This window comes from Enterococcus sp. AZ067, assembly GCF_051715005.1.
GTDB lineage: Bacteria > Bacillota > Bacilli > Lactobacillales > Enterococcaceae > Enterococcus_D > Enterococcus_D casseliflavus.
The window spans coordinates 2,937,655-2,953,705 of sequence record NZ_JBIOSY010000001.1 but is presented as its reverse complement, the minus strand read 5'-3'; the positions used below and the strand labels follow the sequence as shown (position 1 = coordinate 2,953,705).

The 16,051-nt window shown below is 43.0% G+C and carries 16 protein-coding genes; 10 read left to right on the top strand and 6 right to left on the bottom strand.

Features of this window, described 5'->3' with window-relative positions; all coding sequences use genetic code 11:
• The first annotated feature begins 35 nt into the window (after nucleotides 1-35).
• Together IGI82_RS14070 and IGI82_RS14065 are read left to right on the top strand one after the other, a co-directional pair.
• Entirely contained in the window at nucleotides 36-2,708 is a 2,673-nt protein-coding gene (locus tag IGI82_RS14070) for a beta-galactosidase (RefSeq protein ID WP_438842365.1), read from the top strand.
• Nucleotides 2,680-3,531 (top strand): sugar phosphate isomerase/epimerase family protein, encoded by an 852-nt coding sequence (locus tag IGI82_RS14065; RefSeq protein WP_213356853.1) that lies wholly within the window; start codon nucleotides 2,680-2,682, stop codon nucleotides 3,529-3,531. Before IGI82_RS14070 ends, IGI82_RS14065 begins: the two co-directional genes overlap by 29 nt.
• A 150-nt stretch (nucleotides 3,532-3,681) precedes the next feature.
• Here the strand turns inward: IGI82_RS14065 and IGI82_RS14060 are convergent, their stop codons facing one another.
• Nucleotides 3,682-4,545: an SDR family oxidoreductase gene (locus IGI82_RS14060; protein WP_151195179.1), complete on the bottom strand. Its 864-nt coding sequence runs from the start codon at nucleotides 4,543-4,545 to the stop codon at nucleotides 3,682-3,684.
• A 10-nt stretch (nucleotides 4,546-4,555) separates the two neighbouring features.
• Nucleotides 4,556-5,257: a deoxyribose-phosphate aldolase gene (gene deoC / locus IGI82_RS14055; protein ID WP_438842364.1), complete on the bottom strand. Its 702-nt coding sequence runs from the start codon at nucleotides 5,255-5,257 to the stop codon at nucleotides 4,556-4,558.
• A 163-nt stretch (nucleotides 5,258-5,420) separates the two neighbouring features.
• On the opposite strand from deoC, the gene IGI82_RS14050 reads away from it, so the two are divergent.
• The 8 genes from IGI82_RS14050 (at nucleotide 5,421) to IGI82_RS14015 (ending at nucleotide 10,739) form a co-directional block, all read left to right on the top strand.
• The gene (locus IGI82_RS14050) at nucleotides 5,421-5,834 is read left to right on the top strand and encodes a PTS sugar transporter subunit IIA (RefSeq protein ID WP_123833593.1); all 414 of its coding nucleotides are present in this window, start codon (nucleotides 5,421-5,423) and stop codon (nucleotides 5,832-5,834) included.
• A gap of 18 nt (nucleotides 5,835-5,852) precedes the next feature.
• The gene (locus tag IGI82_RS14045; protein WP_096741589.1) at nucleotides 5,853-6,347 is read left to right on the top strand and encodes a PTS system mannose/fructose/N-acetylgalactosamine-transporter subunit IIB; all 495 of its coding nucleotides are present in this window, start codon (nucleotides 5,853-5,855) and stop codon (nucleotides 6,345-6,347) included.
• 12 nt (nucleotides 6,348-6,359) lie between these two features.
• Nucleotides 6,360-7,190, top strand: coding sequence for a PTS mannose/fructose/sorbose/N-acetylgalactosamine transporter subunit IIC (locus tag IGI82_RS14040; RefSeq protein WP_123833592.1), 831 nt, complete (start codon nucleotides 6,360-6,362; stop codon nucleotides 7,188-7,190).
• Nucleotides 7,191-7,202: 12 nt separating this feature from the next.
• Complete coding sequence (locus tag IGI82_RS14035; protein ID WP_005234209.1) at nucleotides 7,203-8,012, top strand: PTS system mannose/fructose/sorbose family transporter subunit IID; 810 nt, start codon at nucleotides 7,203-7,205, stop codon at nucleotides 8,010-8,012.
• 36 nt (nucleotides 8,013-8,048) lie between these two features.
• On the top strand, nucleotides 8,049-8,948 hold the full coding sequence (locus tag IGI82_RS14030; RefSeq protein WP_313150984.1) for a class I mannose-6-phosphate isomerase: 900 nt from the start codon (nucleotides 8,049-8,051) through the stop codon (nucleotides 8,946-8,948).
• Nucleotides 8,949-8,990: 42 nt separating this feature from the next.
• Nucleotides 8,991-9,701, top strand: a complete 711-nt coding sequence (locus IGI82_RS14025; protein ID WP_096741586.1) for a GntR family transcriptional regulator — start codon at nucleotides 8,991-8,993, stop codon at nucleotides 9,699-9,701.
• A gap of 159 nt (nucleotides 9,702-9,860) precedes the next feature.
• The gene (locus tag IGI82_RS14020) at nucleotides 9,861-9,947 is read left to right on the top strand and encodes a LacI family DNA-binding transcriptional regulator (protein ID WP_096741585.1); all 87 of its coding nucleotides are present in this window, start codon (nucleotides 9,861-9,863) and stop codon (nucleotides 9,945-9,947) included.
• A gap of 24 nt (nucleotides 9,948-9,971) precedes the next feature.
• Entirely contained in the window at nucleotides 9,972-10,739 is a 768-nt protein-coding gene (locus IGI82_RS14015; protein ID WP_159160792.1) for a histidinol-phosphatase, read from the top strand.
• 68 nt (nucleotides 10,740-10,807) lie between these two features.
• On the opposite strand, the gene add is transcribed toward IGI82_RS14015, so the two are convergent.
• The 4 genes from add to IGI82_RS13995 form a co-directional block, all read right to left on the bottom strand.
• On the bottom strand, nucleotides 10,808-11,824 hold the full coding sequence (add, locus tag IGI82_RS14010; RefSeq protein ID WP_438842363.1) for an adenosine deaminase: 1,017 nt from the start codon (nucleotides 11,822-11,824) through the stop codon (nucleotides 10,808-10,810).
• A gap of 151 nt (nucleotides 11,825-11,975) precedes the next feature.
• Nucleotides 11,976-13,082, bottom strand: a complete 1,107-nt coding sequence (gene ald, locus IGI82_RS14005; protein WP_081116086.1) for an alanine dehydrogenase — start codon at nucleotides 13,080-13,082, stop codon at nucleotides 11,976-11,978.
• 148 nt (nucleotides 13,083-13,230) lie between these two features.
• The gene (locus tag IGI82_RS14000; RefSeq protein WP_016608824.1) at nucleotides 13,231-13,953 is read right to left on the bottom strand and encodes a C39 family peptidase; all 723 of its coding nucleotides are present in this window, start codon (nucleotides 13,951-13,953) and stop codon (nucleotides 13,231-13,233) included.
• Between the two features lie 100 nt (nucleotides 13,954-14,053).
• On the bottom strand, nucleotides 14,054-15,985 hold the full coding sequence (locus tag IGI82_RS13995; protein ID WP_438842362.1) for an ABC-F family ATP-binding cassette domain-containing protein: 1,932 nt from the start codon (nucleotides 15,983-15,985) through the stop codon (nucleotides 14,054-14,056).
• Nucleotides 15,986-16,051 lie beyond the last annotated feature (66 nt).

The window sequence follows — 16,051 nt, the reverse complement described above, 5'->3', positions numbered from 1 at the left end:
AAATCTGATAGTAAATAGATGGAGGAAGAAAAGAAATGAAAATCGTTCTAGGCGGAGATTCAACCATGGCGGATTATCCCCTTGATCAACAGCCAATGATGGGCTGGGGACAAGCCTTACCAAGCTATCTATCCCCAGAAGTAAACGTACGCAATTTTGCAAAAAACGGCAGTACGACTCGTTCGTTTATCGAAGAAGGGTTGTTTGAGCAACTCCTGCAAGAAGTCGAACCGAATACAGTCGTCCTACTGCAATTTGGACATAATGACCAAAAAGAGAAAAATCATGTCACGATGGAGGCGTACATTGCTCATTTGACAGACATGATCCGTCAAATCAAAGAAAAAGCAGGAATCCCGATCCTGTGTACACCTGTTGAACGGCGGGTAGGAGAAGAGGGACGATTGGCGCATACGTTGTCAGCATTTTTACCTGTCTTAAGAGAACTTAGTCGAACGGAAGAAGTAGTTTTGTTTGATTTAAATCGCTATACCTATCATTATTATGACACATTAGGACTAGAAGCTTCCAAAGCACTCTTTGTTTGGTTAGCACCGAATGAGCACCCCAATTATCCTGCAGGTCTTGCAGATGATACCCACTTTTCAAAGCTCGGGGCGCATATGATCGCTCGCTATGTAGCGATTCGTCTACAGGCGTTTTTCCATGAGCAACCACTGTTTCCTGATATTTATTACGGCGCCTGCATGTATCCAGAAGTCTGGTCGGAAGAAATCATGCAAAGTGATAGTCACACGATGAAAACGTTGGGCATGAATTTTGCTAGAATTGGGGAATTCATGTGGCGCGACTTGGAGCCTCAACCTGGAGAATATGATTTTTCGTTGTTGGAACGTGCGCTAGAACAGTACCAAGCAAATGGCATCGATGTTTGCTTATGTATTCCAACGCCGACCCCACCCCGCTGGTTTACAAAACAGTACCCAGAAGCATTGGTCACTAACCAAGATGGAACGAAGATGCATCACGGCTCAAGACAGCATGTCTGTACCAACAACGAGGACTTTCGCCGTTATGCCTATCGTTTGACGAGAAAAATCGCTGAGATTGCCGAAAAACATGAAAATGTCGTTATGTTGCAATTGGACAATGAGTTTAAATGTCATGTCGATCTATGTTACTGTACGACGTGTCAAACGCGTTGGCATACGTATTTAAAAGACAGCTATCAATCCGTGACTAACCTCAATGAGTGTTGGGGAACGAAGGTGTGGAGTGAGTGGTATGACGCATTTGAGGATGTCGTCTTGCCGCTAACAACCCCATTTTTGCATAATTCTTCCTTGATGAATGCCTTTCGCCGCTTTACCACTGATACGTTGAATGAGTTTGCGCATGATCTTTGTCATTTTATCCGAATGGAGACCGCGTTACCCATTACCCATAACTCCGCTTTTGGGTTTAACTTGCAAAATGATGAGCTATTTGCTGATTTAGATATTGCTGGTTTTGATACGTATGCACCGGCAGACAACTATCCAGCGTATACGATGAACTTGGATCGTTGGCGGAATGTCAAACCGCGCAACAAGGAAATGTTATTGTTAGAAACTTGTACTGCCAATGCAGGTCATATTGAAAATTATGCGGCACCTCGTCCTCATGGGTTTGTCACAAGTGAAGCGTTCATTGGCTATGCTGGTAATTTGAAATCCTTCTGCTTTTGGCATTTTCGTGGACATCGCTATGGTGTGGAGCAACCCCATAGTGCCGTGTTAACTGCTTGGGGAGAGCCAGATCGTGGGTATGAAGAGGTAGCTCGGATTGGCGAACTAAGACAACAGATCGCACCACTTTTAGCGGAAACGAAGTATGTATCGGCAAAAATAGCCATTATCTACTCGGATTACTCGAAACGTTTTTACACGATCGATCATGGGGGTGTTTATGATTATCGCAGCCTGTTTACCGAATTTTACGGCAGTCTGATTCGCCAAGGGATTCGTGTAGAAATTATTCAAGAAAATAGTCCGTTAGAAGAGTATGATGTTGTTCTTGCCCCATTTGTTCGTTGGATCAGTCCTACCTTGTTGAAAAAATTTGCCGCCTTTACTGAAGCAGGAGGCAAGCTGATTTTAGGCCCGATGACGGGGGATCGGACAAAAGAGCTGGCGTGGCCAGCGACGAATGGCTTAGATCGTTTAGGAGAATGGCTCGGGTTTGACCAAATCCAGCAGTTTACGGTGAAAGGACTGACTTATCAGCTAACCTATGACGGCCTAAAAGAACCTTTGGATCATTTGGTCACAGTTTTTCACTGCCCAGAAGATTGGGAAACGATCGGACGTGGGAATGACCAAACGCTACTAGCTAAGAAACAACTGGCTCAAGGAGAGATCATCTATTTAGGTGCGCTACCTAGCAATTTACCAGACAGTTTGATATGGCAGTCGTTTTGTCGCAAAGAACTTTTCCCTTATGAATCAGAGCGCCAGTTGATCAAATGTTCGGAAGGTGTGATGAAGTATCGCCGAGAGTCAGCGACCCATGTCCAACTCTGGATCAGTAACTTAGGGCTGACGACAGCTGATTTTACCTTACATCTACCCGGTTTCGAACGCTTATCAGGTGAAGCGCTGGCGCGGGGGAACCATAGGCTAGAACCTTATGAAAATTTGATTATTGAATGGGAAAAAATAGTAGAAAGCGAGGAGTCAGATGATTCATTTAGCCATCCGAGGGCATGACCTTTCAGGAGAATATACACCAAAGCAGTTAGCACAAGCGGTAGGTGCAAAGAAAATAAAAAACGTTCAGTTTGCCTTGAATGCGTCTTTTCCAGATCTAAGTGCTCCTGAAAAGATGAATCCAGGTATGGGAACCTTCTTCAAGAATGAATTCCAAGAACAAGGCGTTCAAATCGCTTTGTTAAGTTGTTATAGTAACTTGATTCATCCCGAACCAGAGGAACGAGAAAAAATCTTACAGAAATTTGAGCGCTATTTATTCCATGCCCGTTATTTTGGTGCCAGCATGGTGGCTTCAGAAACAGGCTCAGTCATTGCCGCACTGGGATATAGTGAAGAGAATTTTTCAGATGAGGTTTTTGAAGACTTGATCCATGTGATCCAGCGACTCGTTCGAGTGGGAGAAAAATATCAAATCATGGTAGGGATCGAAGCCGGACTGAATCATCCGCTGTATTCGAATCAGCGCATCGCCGAGCTGATTGAACGTGTTCCTTCTGATTATTTAGGGATCATTTACGATCCAACGAATTTGATCACAGCAAAAACGGCTGCTGATCAAGTCGCATTGGTAGAAGAAGCATTTACTCTTTTCGGAGAGAAAATCGTCTGCTTGCACCTAAAGGATTTTCAACTCTCGGGAGAAGAAGTGATCCCTGTCCCGTTAGGTGAGGGACAAATACGGTATCCAGAAATTTTACAGCTTCTGATCAAACACAAGCCATACTGTTACGTGGTGCTAGAAGAAACAAAAGACGCTGGGATCGATCGTGCGGTGGCGTTGATTGAAGAGAGAGTTGGACAGGGGGGCTCTTACAACTAACACAATATTTTCAAATAGCTGCTTGATAACGAAAGCACGTACTGCTAGAAAAGCCAGTACGTGCTTTTTTCGTATGGTTTTCATTTCATTGACAATCAATCGTACCGAATAATTCGTAGCCTTTTTGGCTAGGGCTTTTGGAGATCATTTTTATTGCCAGCCAAAATCTTTCAGACATTCGATCACATCATTTTGAGAAGAAGATAGTGACAGACCATGGCTTTTTATTTTTTCAGTGGCTAAACGAAGATCACGAGGCGCCTGTGCGTAACGTTCCTCATCTGGCAAAACATACTTTCTACATAATTTTTCATCAAAGCCAAGCTCTTTGGCAATAAATGTCGCGAACGCATAGGTAGACAGTGAGTTCGTACTAGAAAAATGATAAATGCCAGTTGGTAGTTGAAGGATTTTTTCAAGCTGATCAGCAAATTTTTTGGCGTAAGTGAGTCCCCTTACCTCATGTACTGGAAAAGAGGTTGGCTGCTGATACAAGAAGGCGCTTATTACCTGCTTGAGAATATTCGGGCTGGCAGAGACTTCGGGATAAGAAAGACCCATCATCCATGAAAGGCGTAAGATCAAATAATCGCAATCAAAGGTTCTTAGGAAGGTTTCGACCGCTAGTTTTTGTTGCCCATAGATCGATGCGCTTTTGGGCGAATCCGATTCTGAATAGGGACCGACTGCGTTATCGTTGAAGACTTGTTCAGTACTTAAAAAAATGAAGCGAGCATTCTTTTTTTTACAAATCTTTGCTAATTCAATTGCACTGTCCGTGTTCACTTTTTTTGTTTCAAAGGGATGTGCTTCACAGTCGGCCGTTTGGGTACGTGCAGCGGTATGGATGAGTATGTCAAACGTTTGCTTTTCAAAAAACTTATTGACGGCAGCTAAATCTTCATAATCGACATCCTTACGAGTGATAGGAAGAAATGTGAAGGTTTCGTGATTCTGTTTCTGAATCAAAGAGGCTAAATAGCCGTTGGCTCCGGTAATCGCGATCGTAGTCATATACTCCTCCTTAAATAGTTATATATCCATCCAATGCGTCTGCTTTTAGTGTTTCGATGATTGAGATACCAGAACTTGTCCCAATGCGACTTGCTCCGAGTTGGATCATTTTTAAGAATGTTTCTGCATCACGGATACCACCTGCAGCTTTGATCGCTACATCCTCTCCTACATATTGTTTCATGAGTGTTATATCCTCGAAAGTCGCCCCAGATGGTGCAAATCCAGTGGAGGTTTTAATAAAATCTGGTCTGATTTCTTTGGCGATCTGACAAAGTGCAATCTTTTCTTCCTGAGTTAAATACGCATTCTCAAAAATAACTTTGGAAATAACTTGTTTTTCTCGGCACAAAGAAACGATGGTTTGCATTTCTTCTTTAAGATAATCCCAATTTTGGGCTTTTACTTCAGTGATATTGATAACATAGTCGATTTCTGTCGCACCATTTTCTATTGCATCTTTTGTTTCAAAGGCTTTTGCTGCAATTGATGTTTGTCCTAACGGAAATCCTATTGCTGCACCAATCCCAATATCCGTTTCTTTTAAGTGGGTATAGCATCGGTTAGATTGAACTTGGTTGATGGCAACCATTTTAAAGTGATACTCTTTTGCTTCCTCGCACAAAATCTTTAAGTCTTCTTCGGTTGCAAATGGTTTTAAGTTTGTATGATCAATGAAACGAGCCAATTGATCAAGCGAAAATTTTTTCATGGTTTCCCCTCCTGATATGTAATTACAAATCAGATGATACTTTACAATAACTTTTTTGTCAAATAGTTAAATATATTAATTTTACCATATTGACAACGCTTACCTGGTAGGTTTAGTATAAAGGTAACAATTTTATTTGTAATTACATATTGGAGGGGAAACAATGAAAGTGATCGTAGCATCTCATGGAAACTTTGGAACAGGGTTATTACAGAGCTATCAAATGATTGCTGGGGAGAATGATCAGTTGATAGCGATTCAGTTGACAGATGCAGGTGTAGAGGCGTTCAAAAAACAGTTCTATCAAGTAATGGAACAATTGAAGGAAGAGGAGGTTTTGATTCTTACAGATATCAAAGGAGGAACGCCTTTCAATGTTTCTTATAATTACTTATTAGAGCAAAAGAAACCAATCAAATTAGTTGCTGGTATGAATCTACCCATGCTCTTGGAAGTTGGTTTAGCAGTGGGAAGTCGATCGTTCGATGCTTTGTTTGATTTAGCGATTGCTGCAGGTAAAGATGGGGTGACTTTTATCGAGGACGATAATGAATTTGAGGATGAGAATATATTTTAAAGATAGGGGAGATTGAAGATGACAATAACTTTAGCACGTGTGGATGATCGAGTGATTCATGGGCAGACAACAACGAGATGGACAAAGTCACGACCGGTACAAGGAATTCTTGTTGTTGGCGATGATATCGCTCAAGATGAATTACGTAAAAAAGTCTTGAAGGCAGCTGCAGGTAATTTAAAACTAGGTATTTATACGACTGAGCAAGCAATAGAAAGTATCCCAAAAGGGAAACAATCGGAGAAAAATTTTTTCTTGATCAGTAATTCTCCACAAACATTTGCTGAACTTGTAAAACTGGGGGTTGATTTTGGAAAACAACTAAATGTTGGGCCTATGAATACAAGAGAAGGTGCAAAAGTATTAGGTAGAACCGTAGCTATTGATCAAAAGGATTATGAGGCATTCGAGTATATCACATCAAAAGGAATCGAAGTTTTGTTTCAACTATTGCCAGATGATGATAGTAAAAGCTGGGAAACAATGAAGAAAAAATACGATTCTCTAGGATAAGGAGGAAACAAAATGAATGGGAGTTTATTATTGCCAGCATTGTTAACGGGGATATTCTGCTATTTAGGTGCGATTGAAAGTCCGTGGCTTTTTGGGATGAGTGGAGGGTTCTATGTTGTTGGCCGTCCGCTTATCGCAGGGTTTCTAACAGGGATCGCATTTGGGGATATTCAGGCGGGTGTTCTATGTGGATTAGCGGTTCAGGCAGTTTTCATTGCCAATCTTTCGACAGGGGGCGCGACAAATAGTGAAATTACCTATGCTGCTTATGGTGGCATCGGACTTGCATTAGCGACGACTAAAGATCCAGCAGTTGCAGTTACCTTAGCAATTTTAATTGGCCAAACATTTGGATTGATTTTTTATAATACACGAATGGCTTTGTATTCATTCTGGAATACGCGTGCTCAGACTGCGGCTGAAACGATCGATGAGCGAGGGATCGTCATGAACCATATCGTTTATCCACAGATCACAACCTTTTTGTTGAGAGCTGTCCCCATTTTTGCGGCGATTTTCTTTGGCCGAGGATTGGTTGATTGGTTGTTAAACAATGTCCCAGATGTCGTTACGGATATTATTTCTGTTTTAGGCGGCGTGCTACCTGCCTTGGGGATCGCAATGTTGATGGGGATCGTCATTAAAGAAAAAGCACATTTAGTGTTCTTTTTTGCAGGGTTTGTTTTGATGGCATTTGCCAATCTGAATATGATCGCACTTGTTTTCTTAGCGGCGATGGTTGCTTATATCGTTTATTTGAGTACAGGGAAGACCACGATGACTCAAACGGCTCCAGAGGTTCAAGGAACAAATGTAGCTTATGAAGATGATGATTTGTTTTAGGAGGGGTTAATTATGGAGAATACATTAAGTAAAAAAGAATTGCGTAGCATATGGCGTCGTTGGGGATTCACTCATTTGTCGTCCATGAGTTATGAGAAATTGCAAGCACACGCATGGGCATATTCTTATATTCCATTTGCTGAAAAATATTACAAAAATGATCCTGAGGCAAAACGACGCTTGTTTTTGCGGCATTCAATGTTTTACAATACAGAACCCCAAACGGGACAACTGATCAATGGAATCGTGGCTTCATTGGAAGAAAAAATTGCTTTAGGTGCAGATGTACCAGAAGAAATGCCAATCAATATCAAAACTACATTGATGGGGCCACTCGCAGGAATCGGCGATTCAATCATTCAGGGAATTATTGTTCCAATCCTCTTGTCCATTGCAATGGGATTAGCTGCAGGTGGGAATCCATTAGGTCCACTCTTTTATTTAGTGAGCTATGGCATTATTGGACCATTGATTTCGTATATTTGTTTCATGAATGGTTATCGATTAGGTGTAAATGCGATCGATGTCATTGTTGGGGAAAATGCGAAACGAATCACTGATGCATTCAATATACTTGGGGTGATGGTAGTTGGCGGCTTAGCTGCATCCAATATTGCATTGACGACTGCCCTTGAAATCCCAATGGGTGAGGAGGTTCAGGCACTACAAACCGTATTAGATGGGATTTTCCCTAAGATTCTCCCCTTAGCAATGGTTTTACTTGCTTGGTATCTCTTGACCTCAAAACAAATGACTGCAACAAAAGTGATTTTAGTGTTGACGGTTATTTCTGCAGTAGGCGTTATCATCGGTGTGTTTTAGCAGGCGTTTGCCCAAGCAGATTAAGGAGGAATCGTTGTGTATATTTTAGTCCCTGAATTACGAGAGCGAATATGGGGAACACCTCGTTTGAAGCACTATATTTCCAGCGCAAGTGCCAAAGTTGGCTCGATCTATTCTCTGAGCGGAATTCCAGAGATTGATTGCAAAGTGAGAGATCAGGAGGTGACTTTGAACCAACTGATCCAAGAAAACCCAGCGAAGTTTGGCTTGCCGCTAGGAGCAGTTTATCCTCTGATCATTTCTTTTACGGCTTGTGATGAAGACCTGAGTATTCAAGTACATCCGACAGACCAAGTAGCAAGAGAAAAGGAAGGGATGCCTTATGGGAAAAGTGAAGCATGGTATTTTCTAGAAGCTCCGGAGAAAAAGTGGATCTATGCTGAACAACGGATTGCCGATAAAAAAAGTTTAGTACAAGCGATCGCTCAGGGAAGCTATTCTCGTCTATTAAAGGAATATCCCGTGTCCCAAGAAGATTTGATCTATATTCCCTCAGGCACGATCCACGCTCTGACCAAAGGAGCATTGGTCTATGAAATCCAGCAAGCAACCGACATTACGTATCGGTTTTATGATTACGACCGAACCGATGAATTTGGCAAAAAAAGACAATTACATGTAAAACGTGCAGTAGAAACGCTACAACCGATGCAAAAAGTCATCAAGACAACTTTTAAACTTGGAGAAGAAGTTCAACTAAGAGAATTCACGATCAAGCACTTAGTTGTCGAACAGACACTCAAGAATTCAGCTGATGTAGCGAGTGTCGTAACGATAGTAAATGGTGAGTTAAAAATAGCGGGATCAGTGTGTCAGTCGGGACAAAGTATTTTACTGTTGCCTCATGAGTGCATCTCAATAATTGGAAAAGCTGAAGCCATTATAGCGACTCCTCATATTTATTGGTCATCCTAACCTATGTTATAATGAAAGCAAGAATTAGAGGAGTAGGTGCCAATGAACATTCCGCTGCATAAGAAAATACGACAAGATATTTTGAATAAGATCGAGACAAATGAATATAGCGAAAATCAACTCATTCCTACTGAATTAGAACTAGCTGAAATCTATGGTGTCAGTCGTCCTACGATTCGTCAAGCCATTCAAGCGCTAGTCAATGAGGGCTATTTAGAGAAAAGAAAAAGACGAGGAACCATCGTACGTAAGCCCAAAATACAACAAGAATTTACCCATGTCATTGAAAGCTATGACTCTGAAATGTCACGCAAAGGATTAATGCCTGAAACACACGTCTTAAAATTTGGTGTGGTTCGTGCGACTGAGGAAGTTTCCGAAAATCTTGCCTTAGCACCAGGCGCTAAAGTATATAAGCTGACCCGTCTACGTTTTGCTGAAAAAAAACCGATAGTTTTGGTTACAAGTTATATCCCGTTTCATCTATTTCCAGAGTTGATTCATGCCGATTTTTCACAGGAGAAACTTTATCGTAAATTTGAGGAGATGGGGTATCCGGTAAAAACAGTATCGCGAAAGCTAGAAGTGATCAAAGCTGACGAGACAGCGAGTGATTTACTGGATATCGATTTAGATGAACCGTTGTTTTATTTCCATACCCAAGGGTTTTCTTATGATCGTTTACCAATCGAATACTCCATTTCGAAATATCGTGGAGATCTTAACTCCTTTATTTTTGAACTGTCTGAGTAATCATGAGTAGTGAGGACTATTTATTAAATAGCAAAAAGCAGTTGAAGTATCCGTAATCAGGAAACTTAAACTGCTTTTTTTTGTTTTATTGACCAAATATCTGCGAAATAGAGGGATAGTTTGTTATTATAGAAGAAAGCGTTTTAATCGAATGGGGGGATGGGAAATATGCAAGATGTGGCAAAGCTTGCCAATGGGTCTGTGAACACCGTTTTACGAGTAATTAATAAAAAAATACATGAGTGAAGAAACACAAAGGAGTGAATAACCATGTGGAAAGCAAACTATCATACCCACACAACTCGATGCAAACATGCACGGGATTCTGATGAAGACTATGTGATCAAAGCCATCCAAGCTGGCTTTAAGGAAATCGGCTTCGCTGATCATTGTCCCTGGCCCTTTGAGGATGGGTATGTCTCCCCCATGCGGATGGATGTTGCGCAATTGGAAGATTACGTTTCATCGGTGAAAAGCTTACAGGAAAAGTACCAAGGACAAATCGATGTGAAATTAGGATTAGAGTGTGAATATTTTGAAACAATGATCCCTTGGCTGGTTGCAGAGAAAGAAAGGCTGTCGATCGACTATTTGATTTTTGGCAATCACTTTCCTGAAATCGAAAGCAATCACTATTACGACCATACACCCGGGGATTCGGTAAAAGCGATCAAAGATTATCTCCGTGTTTCTTTACAGGGAATTGAATCAGAAATTTTTGCTTATATGGCACACCCAGATGTGTTCATGCGGGGCTATAAAACCTTCGATTCTCATTGTGAAGAAGTTGCCTACCGCCTATGTGAAAAAGCCAAAGAGTATCAGCTGCCGTTGGAGTATAATTTGGCAGGCTATACGAACGGTGGCTATCCGCATCCTGAATTTTGGAAGATCGCCAAGGAAGTCGGCTGCTCTTGTATTATTGGGATCGATGCCCACGAGAGTGCGGCTTTAACGAATACAGAAATTTACGAAAGAGCTCTTTTAGAAATCGATGCCTTGGGGTTAACACGGAACGATCGGCTCTTCTTTGCGTGAAGGAAAGAGAGTTGATCGTTTTGGAAATAAACATGGACGCCAGTGGGGATCACTAGCGTCCATGTTTATTAGAATTGCCATTCTTGAATTTTTTTCAAGAGTACCGCTTTGTCGGAAGCTTCCGCAAAGGAATGCTGAGCGGCAGTCTCGTTTAAGAAGCGCATCTCTGATTCGGACATGTCGCAATGATGAGCCATTTGCAGGTATTCATTGGTCAATGTCGTGTTTGAGACCGTTCGGTTATCGGTGTTCAAACAAAAAGGGACCTTGGCCTCCAGCCATTCTCTTAATGGGTATGCCGAGTATGTGGGAATCGCACGCGTATGAACATTGCTGGTAGGACAGCCTTCGATACAGCGATTTTGTTCTCGAACAAACGCTTGAGCAGTAGGATCTCCTTTTAAGGCGATGCCGTGGCCAATCCGCTGCGCACCGCTTTCGATGGCTTGATAAATGTTTTGCACACAGCCGCATTCGCCTGCATGTAAGGTCAGCTGGACACTTTGGTCCTTGAGGAACACTTGATAGCTGGCAGCTAAATCAGGGACGTACCCGTCTTCTTCTGGACCTGCCAGATCAATGCCGACGACTTTTTCATCGGTAAGAGCGATCGCTTCATCAAAAATCGCCGTAATAGCTGGTAGGTCTTCTTGACGCATCCCAATGACCAAAACATTGCCTTTGATTGGGTAGCGTTCTTCTGCGCGTGCGATGCCTTCGATCACCGCTTGGATGGTCTGGCTGCAAGTGAGTCCTTTGTCCATCGATAAGCTGGGAGCAAAGCGGATCTCAATATAAGCGACCCCATCTTGAGAGGCTTGTTCCATCACGTCATAGGCGGCAGCTGCTAACGCTTCTTGTGTTTGCAAATACGGCCGAACGAAATCAAAGCAGCGAAGATAATCCCTCAGGTCATGACAATCTTTGGGGGCTTGCATCTGTGCTTTCACAGCTTCTATGTCTTGCTCGATCGGTAGTTCTTGCTGATTGGCGATGGCGATCAATGTTTCTGGACGAATGGAACCGTCGAGGTGGCAGTGAAGTTCTACTTTGGGAAATGCTTGGATTTGTTGTTGAGTAAGCACAGTGTTCCTCCTGTCTAGGTCGAATTTTTTTAAGTATGAATATAGCATACTTCCAAAGCCCATGCTACCCAAAAAAGGAAATTCTCATAGAAAGCAAAACAGCAGCCGCGAATTACTTGTGCGGCTGCTGTTTTTATTGTGGGAGAGTGACTCAAATCAATTCCGATAGATCGGTAAAAGGCAATGACAGATCGTGAGCGGCTTCTTTTGAAGTAAATGCGCCCTCATAGGCGATGACCCCTTTGGCAAGTGCCTGATTTTCTCGCAACGCTGCTAAAGGATCGTTCGCTAGCTGCTGGGCATACGGTAAGGTGGCAATGCTCAATGCGATGGTTGCCGTTTGCGGCACAGCACCTGGCATATTCGCCACTGCATAGTGAATAACTTCTTCCCGGATATAGGTTGGCTCGTCGTGGGTGGTGACTTTGTCTTCGGTCTCAAAAATTCCGCCTTGGTCAATGGCAATATCGACGATCACGGATTTTTCAGGCATCTGTTTCACCATGTCGCGGGTCACTAAGCACGGAGCTTTTTGTCCTGGCAATAAGACGGCTCCTACCACCAAGTCTGCGGATTGGATCGTTCGTTCGATATTCAAGCGATTGGAATACAAGGTTTGGACTTGACCAGAAAATTGTCGATCCAGCTCTTGTAAGCGTGGGATCGAAACGTCTAAAATCGTCACTTGTGCGCCTAAACCTACAGCGACTCTCGCGGCATTCTCACCGGCAACGCCACCACCAATGATCGTTACCCGACCTTGACGGACGCCGGGAACACCTGAAAGCAGGATCCCTTTTCCGCCATATATTTTTTCGAGAAATTGTGCGCCGATTTGAACAGACATTCTTCCAGCGATCTCACTCATAGGCGATAGCAAAGGCAGGGTGCCGTTCGCCAGCTGGACGTTTTCATAAGCAACAGCGATCACTTTGCTGTCGATCAACGCTTGAGCAAGCTGTTGATTGGCGGCTACGTGGAAATAGGTGAATAAAACCAGTCCCTCATGCAAAAAGGGGTATTCTTCTGGTAAAGGTTCTTTGACTTTCATAACCAATTCAGAGGCCCAAACCTCTTCAACGGTAGTAATCGTAGCGCCGACTTCCTGATACGCTTGATCAGAAAAGGTTGATCCTGCACCAGCGCCTTGTTCAACGAAGACTTCGTGTCCGTCTTGGACTAACTCATAGACTCCCGAGGGCGGCAATGCCACACGATTTTCATTGTTCTTGATTTCTTTTGGGATACCGATTTTCATAGACTTCACACCTTTCTTTCTTCCATTATAATAGAAAGCGGATTCCCAAGGGGAGAAAAAATGGTTTTTTTATTAAAAAAGTAAGATCCAGTTGCTGCCTACGCCACGACAAAGAAAAAAGCCCCGAAAGGGGACTTTTTTTGATCAATCAGCTGAAGGTCCAAAAGCGTAAGCTTTGATTAGCGATTTCATCTAGTGTGTAATAGATAGCGTAATGGGATTTTTCTGGATCATCATTGGGATCTAAGACAAACACTTGATCGTCCATCATTCCACCTAAGACCATAATATGGCCGCCATCTGTAAATTCCCCTGGAGTCACAGAAACGATGACGGGATGATTTTGTTGCAAGTAAGCTTCAACGCTGGCTAGATCTGTGCCAAGATCATAATAGTTGTAGCCGTTTGCATCGGCAAAGTCAGAAAAAATCCGCCAGTCCGTTCCTTGGCCGTCAACGTAATAATGATCTCCTGCCCAATCAAGGACTTCTAGTGGCGAAATGGGATAGCCTTCAAGATAGGATTGAACCATCGCAAGAGAAGCAATCGCACAGCCGTTTTCTGCTAAGGTTTGGCTGCCGTCATTGCCATAGGATCTATCGGCCCAATCTTCGTTCGTCTGCAAGAAAATCGGTGTCGTGATGTCCATTTCCCATAAATAAGCATTGATGTCATCACTAAAGATAGCCTGAGAATAAACATATTCGTCGTCATAACTCTCATCATAGGCAACGACGGTGTGCACGTGTTCGGACAACTCTCCGTACAACACGTGATGAGAGATTCGATTGAACCCTATCCAAATCAACACCAATCCTGCCAAAACAACCATTGGCCGACGCTTTCGATAAACATCTGTCTGTTTTTGCATTTTTCCCTCCTTGTTTTACGAATCGTACGTATTCATCCTGTTCTTTTAAGTAAAACAAAGGAGGGGGCGCTTGTCATCGGCCTACAGACCGATTCCTCGATCAACTGTCAAATGCTTCTAGTTCTAAGCTGGTATTTTCCCATGCTTCTAGTAGAGCTTCTTGTTCAGTGCGGGCTTGTTCTAACGCTTGATTCAACGCGGTCAATTTGACATGATCATTCAACGCATCTGGTGCGGTCATGTCTTGTTCCAGTTGTTGGATCGTTTCTTCTATTGCGGCAAGTTCTTCTTCGATTTGGGTGACTTTTCGCTGTAAGGTTCTAACGGCTTTTTGCTGTTCCTTGCTTTGGACAAAGTTTTGCTTGCCCGCTGAGAGGGTGGTTTCGGTTGTTTTTGCTTCCAACATCGCTGCGATCTCAGCTTCTTCTTGTTTCTTTTCTAAATAATAATCGTAATCGCCGAGATAGAGCTTGCTGCCGTTTTCAGACAGTTCCACGACCTTGGTGGCGATTCGATTGATAAAGTAGCGGTCATGAGATACGAAGAACAAAGTGCCTTCATAATCGATCAGGGCATTTTCTAAGACTTCTTTGCTGTCGATGTCTAAATGGTTGGTTGGCTCATCCAAAATCAAGAAATTGTCATGGTCCATGGCTAATTTTGCCAAAGCGACACGGGCTTTTTCGCCACCGCTTAACAGCGTGATCGGCTTTTCAACATCTTCTCCCGAAAATAAGAAGCTGCCTAATATATTGCGAATCTCGACTTCAGGTGTGGTGCTGTGGTCATCCCAAAGCTCATTAAGGATCGTTTTGGTTGAATGCAGATCGGATTGAGTTTGGTCATAGTACCCGATTGAGACATTGGCGCCAAAATGGACCTTTCCTTGAATAAAGGGGATTTTATGAATCAGCGATTTCAGTAAGGTTGATTTGCCGATCCCATTCGGTCCCACTAAAGCGATCGCATCTTTGCGCCGAACATCTAAGTCGATGGGCGCCGATAAGACTTCTTCTTCAGAATAACCGATAGCGGCATTTTCTACTTGCATCACAACATTTCCTGAAGGCTTTTCAATGGAAAAAAGGAAGTGGGCGGATTTTTCATCTCCTTGCGGGCGATCCAGCCGATCCATTTTCTCTAATTGCTTACGGCGGCTTTGCGCGCGTTTGGTGGTAGACGCACGGACAAGGTTGCGGGCAACAAAGTCTTCCAGTTTATTGATTTCTTCTTGCTGCTTTTCAAAGGCTTTCCATTCACTTTGCAGTTGCTCCGCTTTCAGGGTCAAATAGCGGCTGTAATTGCCTTTGTAGTGGCGCATTTTTTGGCGACTCAGTTCGTAGACTTCGTTGACGACTTTGTCTAGGAAGTAACGGTCATGGGAAACGATCAGCAACGCACCGGCATATCCTTGCAGATAGTTTTCCAACCAAGATAACGTTTCGATGTCTAAATGGTTGGTCGGTTCATCGAGGATCAAGATATCAGGTTTTTGCAGTAGCATTTTTGCTAATGCCAAGCGGGTTTTTTGACCACCAGAAAGGGTATTGATTGCTTGCGTGTAAAAAGAAGGATCAAACTGAAAACCGTGCAAGACGGAGCGAATCTCATTTTCATAGCCATAGCCATTTTTTTCTGCAAATTCATGCTGCAATTGGTCGTATTCTTTCAGGAGATTGCCAGATTCAGCAGCAGGATCTGCTTCGGAGATGGCGATCTCTAAGGTACGCATGCGCTGCTCCATCTGTCGAACCGTTGCAAAAGCTCCCAGCATTTCTTCCCAAACAGTGGCCTGACTATCAAGTCCGGTATCTTGAGCTAAGTAGCCCATCGTAGCGGTCTTGTTTTTAGCGATCGTTCCTTTATCAGGACTTTCGAGTCCAGCAATAATTTTCAGTAGCGTTGATTTACCAGCACCGTTGCGCCCAACAAGCGCGATTCGGGAATTGCTGGCAATTTCTAATTGGATATTTTCAAATAAAACCTCGGCTCCGAAAAGACGGGCGATTTGGTTGGCTTGTAATAAAATCATGTGTATGTCATTCCTATCTTTAAGAAACTTGTCTGTATCAAGGTTGCAATACTACAAGTCTATCAT

Coding starts and splice junctions, on each gene's coding strand:
- IGI82_RS14060 (WP_151195179.1), bottom strand. CDS start 4,545: ATGACTACGATCGCGATTACCGGAGCCAACGGCTATTTAGCCTCTTTG.
- IGI82_RS14025 (WP_096741586.1), top strand. CDS start 8,991: ATGAACATTCCGCTGCATAAGAAAATACGACAAGATATTTTGAATAAG.
- IGI82_RS14000 (WP_016608824.1), bottom strand. CDS start 13,953: ATGCAAAAACAGACAGATGTTTATCGAAAGCGTCGGCCAATGGTTGTT.
- IGI82_RS14040 (WP_123833592.1), top strand. CDS start 6,360: ATGAATGGGAGTTTATTATTGCCAGCATTGTTAACGGGGATATTCTGC.
- IGI82_RS14050 (WP_123833593.1), top strand. CDS start 5,421: ATGAAAGTGATCGTAGCATCTCATGGAAACTTTGGAACAGGGTTATTA.
- IGI82_RS14020 (WP_096741585.1), top strand. CDS start 9,861: ATGGGAAATATGCAAGATGTGGCAAAGCTTGCCAATGGGTCTGTGAAC.
- ald (WP_081116086.1), bottom strand. CDS start 13,082: ATGAAAATCGGTATCCCAAAAGAAATCAAGAACAATGAAAATCGTGTG.
- IGI82_RS14070 (WP_438842365.1), top strand. CDS start 36: ATGAAAATCGTTCTAGGCGGAGATTCAACCATGGCGGATTATCCCCTT.
- IGI82_RS14035 (WP_005234209.1), top strand. CDS start 7,203: ATGGAGAATACATTAAGTAAAAAAGAATTGCGTAGCATATGGCGTCGT.
- IGI82_RS14045 (WP_096741589.1), top strand. CDS start 5,853: ATGACAATAACTTTAGCACGTGTGGATGATCGAGTGATTCATGGGCAG.
- IGI82_RS14065 (WP_213356853.1), top strand. CDS start 2,680: ATGATTCATTTAGCCATCCGAGGGCATGACCTTTCAGGAGAATATACA.
- IGI82_RS14015 (WP_159160792.1), top strand. CDS start 9,972: ATGTGGAAAGCAAACTATCATACCCACACAACTCGATGCAAACATGCA.
- deoC (WP_438842364.1), bottom strand. CDS start 5,257: ATGAAAAAATTTTCGCTTGATCAATTGGCTCGTTTCATTGATCATACA.
- IGI82_RS13995 (WP_438842362.1), bottom strand. CDS start 15,985: ATGATTTTATTACAAGCCAACCAAATCGCCCGTCTTTTCGGAGCCGAG.